Raw genomic sequence first — 19,228 nt, forward strand, 5'->3', positions numbered from 1 at the left:
ACTGGAGAAGTGACAATGGCAAAATTTATTTTAAACGGCAAACCGATGACTGCCGATGTAGAGAGTGATACCCCTCTACTGTGGGTAATTCGTGACGAACTCAACATGACCGGCACCAAATTTGGTTGCGGTATTGGTACTTGTGGAGCTTGTACCGTTCATGTTGGCGGGCGTGCTACCCGTTCATGTATTACGCCAGTATCGTCAGTTGAAGGAGCCGAAATCACTACAATTGAAGGGCTTTCTGAAAAGGGCGATCATCCATTACAAGTGTCTTGGCAAAAACTGCAGGTGCCACAATGTGGTTACTGCCAGTCGGGTCAAATTATGCAAGCTGCAGCGCTACTAAAAGACATTCCTGAACCTTCAGACAAAGACATTGATGCCGTGATGGGCGGAAACTTATGTCGTTGTATGACCTACGTTCGTATTCGTGGTGCCATTCATGAAGCCGCAAACGCAATTAAGGAGAGCAACGATGAGCAGACTGCCTAAACGTGGATCGGCTGGTATAACCCGCCGCGGTTTTTTAATTGCGATGACAGCGGTAGGTGTCAGCTTTGGTTTTCCTCGCCACTTGATGGCAGCGATGGATCCTGCCAGCCCAGACGGTAAAGTACTCCCTAGTGAAGGCGACATTTACGAACCTTCTTTATGGTACTCAATTGATACTGCTGGCAAAATTAAAGTTAACATCATGCGCTCAGAAATGGGCCAACATGTTGGTACAGCTATTGCGCGAATTCTTGCTGATGAGCTTGAAGCCTCATGGGATGATGTCGAAATAATCCATGTCGACAGTGATCCTCGCTGGGGTTACATGGTTACCGGTGGTAGCTGGTCAGTTTCTCAAAGCTGGCCAGTGTACCGTCAAGCTGGTGCTGCTGGTCGTACAGCGTTAATTGAAGCAGCCGCTAAAAAATGGGGTATCGCAGCAAAAGATTGTACAGCCAGTCATGGTAAAATTGTCTCAAGTAAAGGCGAGTTATCTTACGGTGAACTAGTTACCCTAGGCCTAACCCGTCAGTTTACTAAAGAAGAACTGAAAACGTTGCCATTAAAGCCTAATGCCGATCTTAAACTTGTTGGCCACCAGGTAACCTCACTTGATATCGCCAACAAAACCAACGGTAAAACCATATTTGGTATCGACGCCAAAGTTGATGGCATGGTGTACGCCAACCCTATTTTACCGCCGACACGTTATGGCTCTAAAGTGGTTAAGTTTGATGACTCAGCTGCCAAAACAATAAAGGGTTATCAACAAACTATCGTATTAGATGATGCCAGTGGCAGTGTGCCAGGTTGGTTAATGGTTATCGCCAGCAGCTTTACTGCGGCGCAAAAAGCCTCGAAGCTCGTTAAAGTGACATGGGATGCAGGTAAAACGGCAAACGTGTCTGAAGCAGACATTATTGCTCATGGAAAGCAATTACTCGGCGATCAAACCAAAGGCAGTATTTTAGACACTGGCAATGTTGACACTGGGCCAGCATTTGCGAGTGCGAATAGTACCATTGCAGAAGAATATATCACCAGTACGGTACTCCATGCACAAATGGAACCGCTTAATGCTTTGGTATTTAAAAACCCTGATGGCGAATGGGAAGTGCATTCAGGTTGTCAGTGGCAATCACTTACTCTCCCCGTATTAGCTGCGGCATTAGGTGAAGATGAAGCCAACATTGTTATTCGCACCTACATGTTAGGGGGTGGTTTTGGCCGCCGACTTAACGGCGATTACACCATTCCAGCTGCGTTGACCTCTAAAGCATTAGGCGGAAAACCCGTTAAAATGGTGATGATACGTCCACAAGACATGCTATTTGACAGTGCGCGTTCTGCATCTGTTCAACAGTTAAAAATGGCATTTGATGATAAAAAAGCGGTTACCGCAATGGAACATCACGCCACAGCAGGTTGGCCAACTCAAGTATTAGCGCCAGGGTTTATGCCTAAAGGCACTAATGGCGAACCGTATGATCCGTTCTCGATTGCAGGAGCAGACCATTGGTACACGGTAGGCGCTCAAAAAGTGCGTGCTGTGTCGAATGATCTTGCGATTGCAACATTCAGACCGGGTTGGTTACGTTCAGTTGGACCGGGTTGGACAGGTTGGGCTGTTGAAAGCTTTATGGATGAAGCTGCGCATCATGCTGGTAAAGATCCATTGCAGTTCCGTCTCGACATGTTAATTGCCGAAGGTCGAAATGCTGGTAGCACACCCGTTGCCGAAGGTGGCGCTGCACGCCAAGCCGCAGTATTGAAAAAAGCTGCCGAGATGATTGGTTGGGGCACGCCACAAGCTAAAGATACAGGGCTTGGAATTGCATCAACGTTTGGCCAAGAACGTGATATGCCAACATGGGTATCGTGCGCAGTACAAGTGCATGTGGATAAAAGCAACGGTATTGTGAATGTGCAGAAATTGGTTATCGCCATTGATGCCGGCATTATTGTTGATCCAAACGGCGCAGAAGCCCAATGTCAGGGTGCTGCATTATGGGGATTATCTATGGCGTTGTACGAAGGAACAGAACTGCTTAATGGTCAGTATAAAGACTCAAACTTCGATACTTACACTCCGCTGCGCTTAGGTCAGACACCGGAAGTTATCATCGAATTTATCCCAAGTAAAATGCCACCATCGGGCTTAGGTGAACCGGCAGTAACCCCTGTTGCTCCAGCGATTGCTAACGCAATCTATCAAGCTGTGGGTGTGCGGTTACGTAAAATCCCGATGAAACCTAGCGAGCTAAAAAGCGCATTAACTAACGCATAATTAATCTTCATTAACAGCTCAGTCTTAGTGATAATGACTGGGCTTTTTTATGCCTGCAAAAGGTATTAATAACAGTTAAAAATAATGTTATTACTACCTACCAAGTTAGATATCGTAGAGGGTTAATTGATTTAAATTAACTCTCTACGTCAAACTTATTTGCAACCGATTAACAAAAAACTATCTTTTCATTTATAATATTTAGTAGTTCACTTCATTCTTTTGAGTATTTCATGCAAAAAAGCCCGCCAGTCAGTTTAGAGCCTATCCTCTTAGAGGCATTAACACTCACTCCAAATTGTTTCGGTGTGCTCAACCATAATAAAGAAGTTATCTACTGTAATCAGCATTTCGCCAGCATCTTTGGCACTACCGCTGAGAATGCTATAGGTAAAAAATCAGGCGATTTATTACGTCATGCTTGGAAAACAAAGCAGGGTGTTATCATTAATACCAACAATTTTGAGCAATGGCTTGAAAATCTACATAAACTCCATTCAGAAAAAGCCCTCAACCAATATGAAACAGACCTATCAGACGGTCGCTGGTTTAAAATGACTCGGATTAACTTAGACAGTGGTTACACCATCATTATGGGAGCAGATATCACCAACCTAAAACAAGCACAAACATCGCTCGAACAAGCCCATCAACAAATTGAAAATTTAGTTAATACCGATCAATTAACAGGTGTACACAATCGACGATCCTATAACCAACTGGCAAAACAAGAATGCGCTCGAGCCATTAGGTTTGATCAACCGTTATCCTTGTTGGTTATCGACATCGATTACTTTAAAGTGATTAATGATAATTTTGGCCATGATGGCGGAGATAGCATACTCAAACAGTTTGCTCAAATATGCAATGACTTACTGCGGCAATCGGATTCATTATCCAGAATCGGCGGTGAAGAATTTACCATTATCTTACCAATGACCGACAGTGAAGGGGCAATGATCATTGCCGAGCGTATTCGAGATCATATCGCCAAATACTCATTTAATACTACACAAACAAATAAAAATATTAACGTTACAGTGTCTATTGGTGTGAGCTCATTAACAGCCAGAGACAACGAAATAAAAGACCTTTTTAGCCGAGCGGATAAAGCCATGTATTGCGCTAAGCGTGGCGGACGTAACCAAGTACAACTAGCTCAAGATTAATAACCCTCTCACTACGACTTAACTATGACAATCCGCTACGCATGCCCTCAGACACCAAAGCTAATGTCCTTCAGCAAACAAATAATTTAACCAACCTTGCATTCTTAACAATACTTTTCGCATTACCGCGACATGGCTAAAATGATCGGTATAAATTGCTACTTGTCCTGCAACACCAGCAGGTAACGATTGTCTGATCACATCATCTTCGAGCTCAATCAACACCAACACTCGTCCTCGTTGAAACAACTTATTTGATGACTGTAAATTACCACTAAATTGGATCTCACCTTCTGCCATTGCGGGGAGTATTTTGGCAACTTTACCTTTAAACACTTGCCCAGGCATAGCGTCAATTATCACTTCAGCTTCATCACCTTCTTTAAGGCGTAATAAGGAGTTTTGCCAAAAAGCGCCAGCAAAATATCTTGTCTCATCAGGAATAAACGTCAGTGCTGGGCGTAAAGGGAAAGGCACAGCCATAGCACCTTTTCGCAGCGCTAATTGAGTCACGACACCATCCGCAGGTGCTCTAACGACTGTTTGCTGTAAGTCATATTCGGCCTTGGTGAGTTCAGCTTGTAGACCTGCTACTTTCGTATTGACGCCATCGATATTTGACTCATATGCTAAGCGAGTCCGCAGCCCCTCAGCTAAGGCTGCATCAAGTTGCGCAGATGAAGCTATATATAACTGACGACGGTTGTCGAGCTCAAGCTCAGTAAACGGTGAATTACGCCCTGCTTTTTTGCGACCGTCTTCATAGCGGCGGTAAGCTGACTCTGTACGATCTTTATCTGCTGTTGCTTGTTCAACTTTAGCAGCAGCTATTTGAAAAGCAGCTTCCAGTTGTGGTACTTGCAGCTCTGCTTCTTTTAGAGCAGCTTGTTTTTGCTGAACTATTGAAAGGTACGGTGTAGGGTCAATTTTAAATAACACCTCACCTTCTTTCACTGGTGTGTTCGGCTTAACATTGACTTCTATCACCAATCCTTTAACTGCGGGCACAATTGGAATGGTGACAAAATACTCGCGAGCAAATCTCGAATAGGGATGGTTATAATTCATTAAAATTAATAAAGTACCAATTAATACAATTCCGCCAAGAATGGCCGTAGGCACAGTCCATTTGGTTAACGGAATTTTAAATACTTTAAAAACTGCTATACAAAATGCGGTATAAGTCAGTATGAGTAGTAAGTCCATGTCTATACCTCTTGTGAGTGTTCATCTGAAACGGGAAGAGCGGTGACGACAGAACCTTGCTCTAATAGCGATAAACGATCCGTTAACAATGCGACGTCATTCATTAGCTCTTTAACTTCACCTTCGAGTATTAATTCTCGCTTTCTCGAATCACTAAAACCCCAACCTCTATCTTCGCGGTATAACGTGGCCCAAATCCATAAAAATGGCCAAATAGCATGCAACGTAAACAAGCTTACCCAGCCAGCAATATGCAACGCATCTTGCTGTGGATGATTGCGTTTCTTAGCGATTTCGTAAGGGATATCATGAATCGCAATAATTCCGTAAAAAATAAATATCACTACAAAAAATATAATCCCTAACGCAAAATAATCTAAAAACATATCTCCTCCAAATTTCGAATTATCGCTATCAAAGTGCATTGTCTTAAATAAATAGTGAAACCAATTTCAGTATAGAACTGATTACAAAAAACACATTGAAACTGTTGAAACAATTAAGAAACTAAGCGGATTGTCTATTTATAGTCATTACCTCTATTACTTAATTTGCACGAATTAATGCTGTAAACATAGCTATTTTGAAGTTATTCACGCATAAAAAAGCCCGCGTTACTGGCTAACTCGGGCTTTAGATAATGTAAGCAACAATGGTTAAACTCTAGTCTCCTGCCATTTCTTGCAAAAACTCAAGTCGCTGCATTTCTTGTTCATCGGGTTGCCATAGCTCATCAGATAACGACTCTACAGCAAAGTCACCTAACTCGTAGGCAGGCGCTTCACTGTGCCCATACTGTGTTAACTCACCAGGTATTGCTGGGCGGCGCTCTAATACAAATGTACTTAAAATATAAGGACCGTTATATTGTGCTAATACTCCTTTATAGGCTTTAAGATCGAGTACTACAGAGCCTTCCGTCAGCTTGTCGGAACCAGTTAACAATGCAATCGGCTGCTTATCGGCTGTATATAGATTGGCACGTAACCGATAATAACCGGCTTGCTCAACGTCCAATTTAACCGGGATTAACATATCACTGCCTGCTGCACGTATATCCCCGACTCCGGTTATGGTTGCCGTAGGGTGGCTATATTCTATGCCTGTTTTTAAGGTTTGTTTTTTACCCTTAGCACTAAAGGTAACACTGACCTCCATTGGACCATTCCAATCCTCTTCAGCATTGAGTTTTATAGTCCATTTGCCATTATCACCTAGCATGGCTCCGCTAATTAATGCATCAGACCCACCAGCAAGTTCACTGCGTAGCGCTGCACTTGCCCCAGTAACAACTAAGCCATTAACCTCAAGATTAATGACCACAGGTTCAGGGAAACTAAAACGATACTTGGGCAACACAATACTGGCATTGGCTCCATCTTGAAGCTGCACCGGTTGAGGAATATAAGCATTTGGGTTAAGTAAGTGCATATCATTAACCGATAATGGCATTGAGTAAGACGGCAACTCAAGTTCGCTAGCATAAGCCTCTGCCATGAACTGAAAACTGTCACTGATCGATTGTGGCAGCTTTTCAACCTCGGTCATCGTTTTAGCTTGCCTGCGTGTTACCACATTAGGCTTGGCCGGCGCAGTATCATCTTGCTCGATTACAGCCACACCTTGAGTCGGCTCAAGTGCCGACTCATAAGTGTAAACCCAAAACCCTACTGCCGTTGCAAGTAGGATTGTCGTTATAATAATTTTTTTATATTTCATATACGCTTAGTTAGCTGCTTGATACACAAGTGCTGACATACTGGTTTTGTCCGAATGACTAACCACTCTATAACGTGAACTAAATATCCACCAGCCACGCTTCTCATCATAAGTCGTAAATTGCAAATTATCGCCATTGAGATAACTGGCACGACTACTGGCAGACGTTACTTCATCTCTAGCGCTATTTAAAATAGTGTCACTATGGCTATAGCCTTCACTCATCAACATTGGGTAATGATATGGCATGAATCTACTCGGGCCATTTGATGAGGTGAGCTTGCCATCAAACGCCACATTGCGTGAACAGCTGTTGTAACTGCCTACGGTCGCTGCCCCACAACTAGAATGGCTTGCAACAACACCATCATCTTCTCCGGGTAAAAATGCCCCTGTCACACCAAGAAAGTCAGATCCGGCACCCGTAAAACGTAAACGAGGAACTCGGCTGTCAGGAAACGCAGCCAATTGGCGTGCGCTATTAACACGTAAGTCATTCAACACCCCAATATTAGATGCCGACGGCAGTTCACCTAACCATAACGACACAGCCAGTTTTAATGTTGCATTTATTAAACCTGAACCACTGGCGACATTCACCGCTAAATCAGCCAATTCAACACCACCGCCTGCACCAGCATAGTCAAAAGTTGCCACAATATTTAACGGCTGTAGTCCTGCATTTTGCAACCATAGTGCTTGATTATCAATGATGTAACGGGTGACTAAATCCCCTGTTGAGTGACTAACAAATACACACCCATTAGCACACATACCATCACGCGACAGCTGTTGCAATTTGGGCCACACATACTGGCTGGTTATCTTATTAGCAATGCGTTCTTGCGACGGCCAATCAATCCGCTCGTCTGCCCGGTCACGCCAATATTGCGCCCAGTACTCTGAACCATTGTCACTTACCTGTGTTCCTGTCGGCTTACTTTGTAAATTATCCGGCTGAAAGCCATGTACTAACACCACTGGATAGCCACCAACAGCGGCTTGAGCCGCGCCAGTTAGTAAGCCAGCCAACAGTAAAAGTATCGATTTTGTCATTGGGTTGCCCTCTTATTTTATCTGCGGTGGCATAACGCTACCGCAAAGAATGTTTATTATTTGTTACTCATATTGTTTTTTTGTTACAACACCAACCTCAAGATAGAGCAGAAAAAAAACAATGCAACCCTTGAAAACTCGGCTTTACATGCCACAAATAGCCTTGGTGTTTGAATCAAGAGAGGCGGTCTGAGATAAGGAACATGGGATATGTTTACAGCCAGTCACTTATGCGGGTATAAGCCGAAAAGTAGGAATTAACACGTATGTTTTAAGCTTTTACTCCAAAATTGAATAAAAATTTATTTAAACAGCCTTTACACAATAATATATGACGAAAGTATTTGAGATGACATTCAGAAAAATCATGCGGCAACCTTAGAGGCTATTAACACTAATAACATAAACGCTATGCATAATCGGTCTGAGTGATTAAACACAAAAGCCCCATCGACTAATATCGACAGGGCTTTTATAGGCATTCATTTTACGCTTAATTGTACAAATATGTACTTAACGTCAATTATTATCTCATATATTAGGGGCTGTTGATCTTTCAAGGTTGGTTTTGCAGCGAATTGTTGGTCATTTGTACAAGGCAGAGACTTTGTGGTGTAGTTATTCTACATAAAAAGTCGATAACGCCGTAAAAATGACCCACAAACGCTGCCCGAAGGGTTCGGCCAAAAACGTTTTACTCTTTGTTGAATGAATTTTGCTTAGATGACTAGGCATCAATCCATTCGCCTCGATAAAAACGTTTTTAACTCGAACAAAATTTAACCAGCAAAGATCAACAGACCCTAACCCAAGCTAAGGATAATTAAGATTTTTTAGCCGCGATAACCGCTTGCACTTGATTGATAGCGGTGCCACCTAATACATCACGTTTTTCTAAACACGCTTCAATCGTAAGGTTTGGATACACATCATCGCTAATCACGTTGGCAAATTTCTGTAGCTCAGCCACGGTTAAGTCTTCAATTGGCTTTTGCTGGTCAATGGCAAATACCACCACTTCGCCCACCACATGGTGCGCTTCACGGAACGGCATGCCTTTAGCGACAAGATAATCAGCTAATTCGGTTGCGTTAGCATAACCTTGTTGAGCGGCTACCAAGGCTTGTGGACGATTTACTTTTAAGCCCGACAATACTAATGCTGCCATATCTAAACAAATAGCCCAGCTGTCGACCACGTCAAATAAGCCTTCTTTATCTTCTTGCATGTCTTTATTATAAGCCAATGGCAAGGCTTTCATGGTGGTTAAAATCCCCATTAAGCTGCCATAAACACGGCCGGTTTTGCCCCGAATAAGCTCTAACGCATCGGGGTTTTTCTTTTGTGGCATTAAAGATGAGCCAGAAGTGACCTCATCGGCTAATGAGATAAAGTTAGCTTCGCCAGAGTTGAAGAAGATTAAGTCTTCGGCCATACGGCTTAAATGCATCATGCTGATTGACGCTGCGCTGCATAATTCAACCACGTGGTCACGGTCTGACACACTGTCTAAACTGTTTAAGGTTGGTCGAGCAAAGTTTAACGCTGACGCTAATGCATGGCGATCAATTGGATATGCTGTGCCCGCCAATGCGCCTGAACCTAACGGACATGAATCGGCACGGCTTAATGCATCTTGCAGACGGCTAATGTCACGCTCATACATTTCCACATAAGCTAACGCCCAGTGACCAAAAGTAACCGGCTGTGCACGCTGTAAATGGGTGTAACCCGGCATAACTGCATCGACTTCACGCTCAGCAAGAGCAACTAACTCAGCATGCAATGTACCTAAACGAGCGAGTAATGCTGCACCTTCTTTTTTGCACCACAGTTTTAAATCTGTCGCGACTTGGTCATTACGTGAACGGCCCGTGTGGAGTTTTTTACCTAAATCGCCCACTTTGGCAATCAGCTTTTGTTCAACAAAGCTGTGAATATCTTCTGCGCCGTTGCTAATAATAGCTTGAGGATCGTTACCTACTTCCACCAGCAATTCGTTTAATGCTGCTTTTAGATCAGTACATTCTTTGGCAGTAATAATACCGACGCTAGCAATGGCGTCTGCCCATGCGATAGAACCGACAACATCTTGTTCAAATAAGCGATAATCCACTGGCAGTGAGTCATTAAATAACTTGAAAAGTGCACTGGTTTCGCCCTGAAATCTTCCGCCCCATAACGCCATGTCGGTATCCTCTGTGTTGAAAACTGTTTTAAGAACTGGGTGTTTAATAATATAGCAGTAAGTCAAATTCTCTTTCTTCTAATGACTCTCTGTTTGTCAAAAAGTCATTAGAAGAAAGGCGCTTTGCAGCGCCTTTTATCGTTGGCGTAAAATCTATTTAGTATTTAGCGCGCGAATACGACTCGCTAAAGAATACAAACGGATAAAGCCTTCAGCATGTTTTTGATCGTATACATCATCTTCGCCAAACGTTGCAAACGATTCTGAATACAAGCTATTTGGCGAACGCTTTTTAACGGCTGTCGCTTGGCCTTTATACAGCTTAATCACTACGTCACCATTAACTGATTCAGCTAATGACTCTGACGCTGCAATAAGTGATTTACATAAAGGTGTAAACCAACGACCGTCGTATACTAGGTGCGACATTTGGCCAGCAATTTGCTCACGCCAAGTACGGCTGGTTTTATCGAGTACCAATTCTTCAATGGCACGCAGACCTGCAAACATTACGGTGCCGCCGGGTGTTTCATAACAACCACGAGACTTCATGCCCACTAAACGGTTTTCTGTAATGTCGATACGACCTACACCGTGTTTGCCTGCAATGTCGTTTAGCTTCATGAGTGCTGCATAAGGTGATAATGCTTCGTCATTAACATGAGTCACACGGCCATTTTTAATCGCTAACGAGACATATTCTGGCTCGTTTGGTGCATCTTCAGGTGCAACTGTTAGTGTCCACACGCCTTTTGATGGCTCGTTCCATGGATCTTCTAACTCGCCACCTTCGTGCGAAATGTGCCATGCATTGGCATCACGGCTGTATATTTTGGTCGCTGATGCGCTGGTTTTAATATTACGCTCAGCAAGGTAATCGAGTAAGTCTTCACGACTACGCATTTCCCATTCACGCCAAGGCGCAATCACTTTTAGGTCTGGCGCTAATGCAGCAAAACAACCTTCAAAACGAACTTGGTCGTTACCTTTACCGGTACAACCATGACATACCGCGTCGGCGCCGACTTTACGGGCCACTTCTACTTGCGCTTTAGCAATAATAGGACGCGCCATTGATGTACCGAGCAAGTATGTACCTTCGTAAATAGCACCTGTTGCGATAGTTGGATAGATATAGTCGGCAACGAACTCTTCTTTTAGGTCAACGATATGGCACTCAGAAGCACCTGAAGCTAAGGCTTTTTCCGTTAAACCAACTAACTCTTCTTCGCCCTGGCCTACATCGGCACAAAATGCGACGATTTCGCAGTTGTCATAGGTTTCTTTTAGCCACGGGATAATAGCTGAGGTGTCTAAACCACCCGAATATGCCAATACCACTTTTTTAACGCCGGTTTTTTTCACTGCATTAGACATGTTTATTTCCTAGAATCAATTACGTATATGGTCAATGTTAATAACGCCAACGGCACTATTGTCTTAATCTTTTGAATAACTTAAATAAGGTGACTAACTTAATAAGGTCACTAATACTGCATTTTGCGCATGCATACGATTTTCAGCTTGATGTAAAATCAATGAGCCTTCGCCATCCATCACTTCATCAGTCACTTCTACACCACGATGTGCTGGTAAACAATGCATAAAGAATTTAGCGCCAGCTTGAGCCATTAGATCGCTATTAACTTGGTACGGTGCAAAACGGGCTTTAATATCGGCAAGCGGTGTTTCATCACCCATGGAAATCCATGTATCAGTGTAAATTGCATCATGACCCTCTATGGCATTAATGTCAGCACTTAGGATTAACTTTCCGCCATTTTTTTGTGCTAATGCTTGTGCTTCAGTCACGATAAGTGCATCAGGGAATGCGCCTTCTGGGCAAATCACTGTCATAGTCATGCCTAAAATCGCAGCACCATAAATTAATGAATGTGTGACATTATTACCATCTCCAACATAAGCTAATTTGGCTTTGCTGACATCATCAAACTGCTCTGATAGTGTTAAAAAGTCAGCTAACGCTTGGCATGGATGATACAAGTCAGATAAAGCATTAATGACCGGTACGCTGCCATGTTGAGCTAATTTTTCGATGGTTGTGTGTGAATATGTTCTGGCAACAATGGCATCGGCCCAACATGAAATGTTTGTCGCAAAATCAGCAACCGTTTCACGTTGTCCCAATGCACCATTTTGTTGGTCTAAGTATAAGCAGTGACCACCTAATTTATTAATGCCAATGTCAAAGCTGACTCGGGTGCGCAGTGATGGCTTTTCAAATAGCATCACAACGCTTTTTCCATCTAAGGCACGACGGTACTCAGCGGGGTTATTCTTAATTTTTTTAGCCAGATCAATAATGGCTAAAAGCTGAGATTGAGTTAACTCTTTTATCGACAATAGGTGCTGCATATTCTACTACTCCATTAAGGTTGTATTTGAGTCCCGACAGACCCACCTTTAACTAAGGTTTTTAACTGTTCGGCATCGCGCCATGAAGCAACTTGCACAGGTTTCCCCATCCATTGAGCAACTTCTAAAGCGGCTTCCACTTTAACTTTCATGCCTTTTTCTATCACCCCTTGGGCGACTAAGTATTCAATTTCACTTTTGTTTAAGCTACTAATTAACTGGCCTTTACCATCTAGCACACCCGACACATCGGATAACAGCACTAGCGTACCGTTAACTAATTTGGCTAATGCTGTTGCGGCTTGGTCTGCGTTAACGTTTAACATTTCACCTTGACTAGAAATCGCAATCGAACTGCAAATTGGCATCCAACCTTGACTAAGAATAAAATTCAAGTAGGTCGCATCTTTTGGTTCAACTTCGCCCACCAGCCCCAAACGCTCATCTTTAATTTTTGCCGTTACCGTGTTGCCATCGCCTAAACTCATGCCCACACTAATAATGCCAGCTTTGGCTGCCGCGGCTTGTAGAATTTTGTTCGAGGTACCCGCTAATGCACCCACAATAATAGGAATTTGATCTTCTGGCGTAACACGTAAACCGTCTAATTTAACCGTTTCTTTGCCATTAGCCGTTAATTGTTCGTCAACCAAACAACCACCACCATGTACTAAAATCACTTGTTGACCCGCAGCAAGCATTTCTGCTGCAGCGGTCATCAAACGCGCCATACCCATTTCACATTGAAGCAATGCACCACCGACTTTTAACACTAATACTGATTTTGTAGCCATTATTGTTATTCCTTTGCTAATGCAACTCGATTACACACCGAAATGGATTTTCATGCACTGCAGCCCTTGGCTAGCAGCACCTTTCATTAAATTATCAATCGCACTGGCGACCACTAAATAACCACTATTAGCATCATATTTCCAACCTATATGACAATTAGGTGTGTGCACCACATCATCAACTTTAGGGAACATATTATGTTTAACCGTCACGATTGGTTCGTTGTCATATACGCTATAGGCTTTTTCTACGTCAGCTTCGGTAGTACCCGGTTTTAGCTGCACGGTAATAGTCGCCAAAATGCCACGCTTAAAATTGCCTAAATGCGGCGTAAAAATGACTTCTTGACCCAAATGAGTCGCAATTTCAGGTTGATGTCTGTGACCTAATACACCGTATGGTGTTAGGCTGACTTCGCAAAAATTAGTGTGTAATTGTGCTTTACGTCCCGCACCTGTCACACCACTAACGGCATTGATCACAGGATACATAGAAGTTAAAAACGGCTTAAGTGGTTTTAATGCCAATAAAGACGCCGTTGGGTAGCAACCTGCTACGGCAATCATTCTGGTTTGTGTAATTTTTTCGCGATTCCATTCTGCTAATCCATATACCGCTTCAGCTAGCACTTCAGGATGAGTATGTTCAAAACCATACCATTTAGGGTACTGAGCGACATCGGCAAAACGATAAGCTCCGCTTAAATCAAACACCGCTAGCCCTTGTTGATAAAACCATGCAGCAAGCTCTAAGCTTACTGAATGCTCAGTCGCTAAAATCACTGCATCGGCTTCGGCAACAATCTGCTTTTTTGCTTCATCCGATAACGGCGATAGCGTATAAGCCATATGACTATAAGCAGGATATAAATCTGCTAACTTACGGCCTTTATCTAAACTATTTTCCGACACATACAACCCTTGTACACTGAAGTTACTGTCGGCATTAATCAACGAGGTAATTTGTGCGCCGGTATAACCACTAGCGCCAATAATTGCGATGCTTTTCATAAGTTTGGTTTCTTTTTGATAATGATTGAGAGAAAGTGTCAGCATAGCCTATTTAGACGAGAGTCGTCTAATTTTGAACTATCGTCGTAGGAAGTTCGCGTTGATTATTGATATAGTGGTTTTAACAGTAAAAAAACACATGTTTATTTTCATTTCTCACGTTCTATTTATGGTGTCGGTTGATGCTGTTTGCTAGACTACCACGAAATATTAATTATGCAATATATGTGAATAATTATTTTACATATTATTTTTTAGGATAACCCATGAACACACTACCAGATCTAAAAAGTTGTTTTACACAGCTGATTGCAACACCATCAGTCAGTGCAATCGAAGCTGAACACGATATGAGTAATCATGCAGTTATCAACTTGTTGCAAAACTGGTTCAGTGAATTGGGATTTGAGTGTGAAACGCCCACAGTTGCCGATTCGCGTAATAAACAGAATCTGATAGCCAGAATTGGCAAGGGTAATGGCGGGCTTCTACTAGCCGGTCATACCGACACGGTTCCCTTTGATGAAGGCCGTTGGAGTCAAAGTCCATTTGAGATGATTGAAAAAGATAACCGCTGGTATGGATTAGGTACGTGCGACATGAAAGGTTTTTTTGCGTTGGTATTAGAAGCATTAAAAGACATGCCGCTTGATCAATTTAAACGTCCACTGACTATTTTTGCTAGTGCAGATGAAGAAACGACCATGAATGGCGCTAAAGCATTTGCCGATTCTAAGGCTGTCGCACCAGATTATGCCGTCATTGGCGAACCCACCAGCTTAAAACCGGTCTACATGCACAAGGGCCATTTAGCCCAAGGGATCCGTGTTATTGGTCGTAGTGGCCATTCATCAGATCCTGCCCGCGGCCTAAATGCCATTGAAGTGATGCATAAAGTCATTAGCCAATTGATGAAACTGAAACAGCATTTAAGCGAAAACTTCCGCGAAGATGCATTTACAGTGCCTTACCCTACCATGAACTTTGGTCATATTCACGGTGGTGATGCAGCAAACCGTATTTGTGGCTGCTGCGATTTACACTTAGATATTCGTCCTTTACCTGGAATGGAGTTAGCAGAACTCGAACTAATGGTATTAAACTATTTATCTGACATTAGTAAAGAGTATCCTGGCAGTATTAATGTCAGTACTTTGTACCCGGGCGCAGAATCATTTGCAGGAAAGGCAGATAATCCGTGGACTAAGTTAGTCGCTGAGTTGTCTGGCAACGAAGCGGAAGTCGTCAATTATGCCACAGAGGCGCCATACATTAATAAACTGGGTTGCCAAACCTTGGTGTTAGGTCCTGGTAGCATTAACCAAGCACACCAACCAGACGAATTTATTGGCTTAGAATACTTAACACCGACAGTGGAGTTAATCAAAAAAATGATTTACCACACTTGTATTAAGTAATAACGATATCTAGTGAGGCGTTAAACAAAAAAAATGTAACATTTTTACGGAATAAAATTACAAAACCATGGGCCCGGTATTGACCGATTTTGATACGCTGGGTATTGTGATGTAAGAGATATTGGCAAAATCGTTCTTTTTTTCGGGAGTAAGTATGACAGAGCAAACGGCAGATATGTATGCGTCACTTCGATCAAATGTGGGGCATTTAGGCCAGATATTAGGCGAAACCATGCAAAACCATTTAGGCGATGCATTTTTAGAGAAAGTAGAACAAATTCGTATTTTAGCGAAAAAATCTCGCCAAGGAGACGAAGCATCTCGAGAGCAAATGTTAGCGTTATTAACCTCCTTACCCGACGAAGAACTGGTTCCTTTTGCTAAAGCCTTCAACCAATTTTTAAACTTAGCGAACATCGCAGAACAATTTCATACCATTAGCCGTAATTGCGACGAGTTAGTGTGCGTACCCGATCCGGTAGAGCAACTACTTGGACGAATGCTTAATACTGATTTAGATAAAAAAGATGTCATTAAGTGCTTAAAGAATTTAGACATTGATTTAGTATTAACAGCACATCCCACTGAAATTTCCCGTCGCACGTTAATTCAAAAATACGCAGCCGTTGTAGATTGTTTAACCGAGCAAGAGAACTCTCAACTAACTGACCGCGAACGTAAACAAAGCACTCTGCGTCTTCGTCAGCTCATTGCGCAAATTTGGCACACCAACGAAATCCGCAGTGAACGACCAACCCCTGTTGACGAAGCTCGCTGGGGATTAAGCACAATCGAAACCTCTTTGTGGCAGGCTATTCCTGATTTTTTACGCCAACTGAATGATCAAGTTGAGCAAAAAACTGGCCAGCAACTGCCAATTAATGTTTCTCCGGTAAGATTTTCAAGCTGGATGGGTGGAGACCGCGACGGTAATCCATTTGTAACCTCTATCGTCACTCAAGAGGTTCTCGATCGTAATCGTCATGCCGCAGCAAGACTGTATTTAAAAGACATCGTGACTTTGCTTGGCGAATTATCGATGGAGCAAGCTAATACTGAATTATCAACATTAACGGATAATAGTAAAGAACCGTACCGCGATGTATTACGCCAACTACGTTGTAAACTGCGCAACACCATTGATTATCTCAATGCCCGCCTTGAAGGTAAAAGGCCTGACGTAGATACTAGCGAACTCATTTGGCATAAATCTGATTTGCTTGAACCGCTTGAACTACTTTATAGCAGTTTGACCGATTGTGGCATGAAGCTCATAGCAAATGGCCTGTTGCTCGATATTTTACGTCGTTTAGCCTGTTTTGGTATTCACATGTTACGCCTCGATATTCGTCAAGATGCATCTCGTCACAGTGACGTAATAGCGGAACTAACCCGTTATTTAGGCATGGGCGATTACAATCATTGGGACGAAAATGAAAAACAAGCTTTTTTACTGCGAGAATTAACCAACAAACGCCCCCTTATTCCGACACATTGGCAGCCAAGTGATGATGTAGTCGAAGTCGTAAGAACCTGCAATTTAGTCGCCCAACAGCCAGCTAATGCGTTGGGATCGTATGTCATTTCTATGGCCAGTAAGCCATCGGATGTACTAACCGTATTATTACTGTTAAAAGAAGCCGGTTGTACCAACCCAATGCGGGTTGTACCGTTATTTGAAACCCTAGCTGACTTAGAAGGTGCAGCGGCTTGTATGACCTCGCTACTGAACATTGATTGGTATCGGGGTTACACAAAAGGCATGCAAGAAGTGATGATCGGTTATTCTGATTCAGCAAAAGATGCCGGCGTAATGGCAGCGGCCTGGGCGCAGTATCACGCACAAGAGCAGCTAGTTGCGGTGTGCAAAAAAGCCGACGTGAAATTGATGTTATTCCATGGCCGTGGCGGCTCTATCGGCCGTGGAGGCGGGCCCGCACATAAAGCCATTTTGTCGCAACCACCAGGTTCGGTAGATGGGCGTATTCGCGTTACAGAACAAGGTGAAATGATCCGCTTCAAGTTTGGCTTACCAAAATTGGCAGTCCAAAGTTTAGCCCTCTATACCTCAGCAGTAATGGAAGCAACATTATTGCCGCCTCCTGAACCTAAAAAAGCATGGCGTGATTGCATGCAACGTATTGCAGAAGAATCAGTTCAGCATTATCGTGGTATTGTTCGCGAAGAGCCTGACTTTGTTGCTTATTTTAGAGCTGCCACACCAGAAGTTGAACTTGGTAAATTACCACTCGGTAGTCGTCCAGCTAAACGTAAAGTCGATGGAGGCATTGAAAGTTTACGTGCTATTCCGTGGATTTTTGCTTGGTCACAAAACCGCTTGATGTTACCCGCTTGGCTTGGTGCAGGTGAAGCACTACAAGATGCAGCTGATCGTGGCGAGCTGGAACTATTGCGCGAAATGGAAGAACAATGGCCGTTCTTTGAAACCCGCATTTCAATGTTAGAAATGGTTTACACCAAAGCAGAACCGAACTTAGCCAAGTACTACGAGCTATGTTTAGTGAAGCCTGAACTACATCATTTAGGTGAGAAATTACGTCAACGTCTACAATTGGGTATTGAAGCGGTATTATCATTAACTCAAGCAACTGAGTTAATGTCGCATACACCTTGGAGCCGTGAGTCAGTTAAACTGCGCAACCCTTACATAGACCCTCTTAACTTCTTACAAACCGAGTTATTAGCCCGTACACGTCGAGAAGTTGAACCGTCTGCAGATGTTCAATTAGCGCTAATGCTAACTATTGCTGGCGTTGCAGCTGGAATGAGAAACACAGGATGATGACCATGGCTAAAAGCTTTGGGCTCGGATTGTTATTGTTACTGACTGGCTGTGCCAGTCAGTACAGTATTACCGAGTCCGACATAGAGCAGTACCTCAATAGAGATATGCATTTTGAGGTAAAACAAGGCAACAGGCTAATTGGTGTCTCACTTAAACTAAATGACATGCAGGTAGTATTGGGCGCCAAGCCAAATACAATGGCGGTGACAGCAGCGACTGTGATTACCGTTAATAACCCGTTACTCCCGATACACGCTAAGCTAAAAACCACATTTGAGGCCGTGCCTTGGTACGACAGTAATACCAAAAGTGTTTATCTTCGTCAGTTAAACTTAGTCAAGGTTGAGTCAGAACCCGCTGATATTGAACGTTACATCAGCCAAGCAACACCACAGCTAATGGTCTTTTTACGTAATTACTTAGAAAACCAGCCTGTGTATACCTTAGACACTCGCGACAGCAGTCAAGCGCTAATGGCTAAAATGACCAAAGAAATTGCCGTACAACAGGGTAAACTGGTGGTTAAGTTTTAGCGTTATTATCTAAGTAATAAAAAGCACTTTAGGGTGCTTTTTTATTAATACCAATCCTATTAAATATGTGATCTTTCAGCGGGAGTTCAAAGTGCTGTAGGCAAGGCAGATGATTGAAGCGAATAGTGATTCTATTTTGAAAGCATCTAACGAAGCATAAAGGACTTTGA

At 43.0% G+C, this 19,228-nt stretch carries 15 protein-coding genes; 6 read left to right on the forward strand and 9 right to left on the reverse strand.

Going from position 1 to position 19,228, the window contains the following annotated elements; translation table 11 throughout:
* Positions 1 to 15 precede the first annotated feature (15 nt).
* From ACWXWT_RS01420 to ACWXWT_RS01430, 3 genes are all read left to right on the forward strand, one after another.
* Positions 16 to 495, forward strand: coding sequence for a (2Fe-2S)-binding protein (locus ACWXWT_RS01420; protein WP_456039840.1), 480 nt, complete (start codon positions 16 to 18; stop codon positions 493 to 495).
* A complete protein-coding gene (locus tag ACWXWT_RS01425; RefSeq protein WP_456039841.1) occupies positions 479 to 2,782 on the forward strand; it encodes a molybdopterin cofactor-binding domain-containing protein in 2,304 nt (767 codons plus the stop codon). The genes ACWXWT_RS01420 and ACWXWT_RS01425 overlap by 17 nt, the downstream gene beginning before the upstream one ends.
* Positions 2,783 to 3,015: 233 nt before the next feature.
* Positions 3,016 to 3,951: a diguanylate cyclase gene (locus ACWXWT_RS01430; RefSeq protein ID WP_456039842.1), complete on the forward strand. Its 936-nt coding sequence runs from the start codon at positions 3,016 to 3,018 to the stop codon at positions 3,949 to 3,951.
* A 60-nt stretch (positions 3,952 to 4,011) separates the two neighbouring features.
* On the opposite strand, the gene ACWXWT_RS01435 is transcribed toward ACWXWT_RS01430, so the two are convergent.
* The 9 genes from ACWXWT_RS01435 to argC form a co-directional block, all read right to left on the reverse strand.
* Positions 4,012 to 5,157, reverse strand: coding sequence for an HlyD family secretion protein (locus tag ACWXWT_RS01435; protein WP_456039843.1), 1,146 nt, complete (start codon positions 5,155 to 5,157; stop codon positions 4,012 to 4,014).
* A gap of 2 nt (positions 5,158 to 5,159) precedes the next feature.
* Positions 5,160 to 5,543 carry a DUF3302 domain-containing protein gene (locus ACWXWT_RS01440; RefSeq protein ID WP_456039844.1) on the reverse strand — a complete coding sequence of 128 codons (384 nt, stop codon included), beginning with the start codon at positions 5,541 to 5,543 and terminating at the stop codon, positions 5,160 to 5,162.
* Between the two features lie 277 nt (positions 5,544 to 5,820).
* Positions 5,821 to 6,876, reverse strand: coding sequence for a hypothetical protein (locus ACWXWT_RS01445; RefSeq protein ID WP_456039845.1), 1,056 nt, complete (start codon positions 6,874 to 6,876; stop codon positions 5,821 to 5,823).
* 6 nt (positions 6,877 to 6,882) lie between these two features.
* Positions 6,883 to 7,932 (reverse strand): hypothetical protein, encoded by a 1,050-nt coding sequence (locus ACWXWT_RS01450; RefSeq protein ID WP_456039846.1) that lies wholly within the window; start codon positions 7,930 to 7,932, stop codon positions 6,883 to 6,885.
* 823 nt (positions 7,933 to 8,755) lie between these two features.
* On the reverse strand, positions 8,756 to 10,120 hold the full coding sequence (gene argH, locus ACWXWT_RS01455; protein WP_456039847.1) for an argininosuccinate lyase: 1,365 nt from the start codon (positions 10,118 to 10,120) through the stop codon (positions 8,756 to 8,758).
* A gap of 153 nt (positions 10,121 to 10,273) precedes the next feature.
* Positions 10,274 to 11,497, reverse strand: a complete 1,224-nt coding sequence (locus ACWXWT_RS01460; protein WP_456039848.1) for an argininosuccinate synthase — start codon at positions 11,495 to 11,497, stop codon at positions 10,274 to 10,276.
* A gap of 93 nt (positions 11,498 to 11,590) precedes the next feature.
* The gene (locus tag ACWXWT_RS01465) at positions 11,591 to 12,496 is read right to left on the reverse strand and encodes an ornithine carbamoyltransferase (RefSeq protein ID WP_456039849.1); all 906 of its coding nucleotides are present in this window, start codon (positions 12,494 to 12,496) and stop codon (positions 11,591 to 11,593) included.
* Between the two features lie 14 nt (positions 12,497 to 12,510).
* The gene (gene argB, locus ACWXWT_RS01470) at positions 12,511 to 13,290 is read right to left on the reverse strand and encodes an acetylglutamate kinase (RefSeq protein WP_456039850.1); all 780 of its coding nucleotides are present in this window, start codon (positions 13,288 to 13,290) and stop codon (positions 12,511 to 12,513) included.
* 30 nt (positions 13,291 to 13,320) lie between these two features.
* A complete protein-coding gene (argC, locus tag ACWXWT_RS01475; protein ID WP_456039851.1) occupies positions 13,321 to 14,301 on the reverse strand; it encodes an N-acetyl-gamma-glutamyl-phosphate reductase in 981 nt (326 codons plus the stop codon).
* 266 nt (positions 14,302 to 14,567) lie between these two features.
* Here argC and argE point away from each other — a divergent pair, with 266 nt between their 5' ends.
* From argE to ACWXWT_RS01490, 3 genes are all read left to right on the forward strand, one after another.
* Entirely contained in the window at positions 14,568 to 15,719 is a 1,152-nt protein-coding gene (gene argE, locus ACWXWT_RS01480; RefSeq protein WP_456039852.1) for an acetylornithine deacetylase, read from the forward strand.
* A gap of 154 nt (positions 15,720 to 15,873) precedes the next feature.
* Positions 15,874 to 18,522 (forward strand): phosphoenolpyruvate carboxylase, encoded by a 2,649-nt coding sequence (gene ppc / locus ACWXWT_RS01485; protein WP_456039853.1) that lies wholly within the window; start codon positions 15,874 to 15,876, stop codon positions 18,520 to 18,522.
* On the forward strand, positions 18,519 to 19,058 hold the full coding sequence (locus ACWXWT_RS01490) for a DUF1439 domain-containing protein (protein WP_456039854.1): 540 nt from the start codon (positions 18,519 to 18,521) through the stop codon (positions 19,056 to 19,058). Before ppc ends, ACWXWT_RS01490 begins: the two co-directional genes overlap by 4 nt.
* The last annotated feature ends 170 nt before the right edge of the window (positions 19,059 to 19,228 follow it).

Source organism: Shewanella sp. A22 (assembly GCF_053850585.1).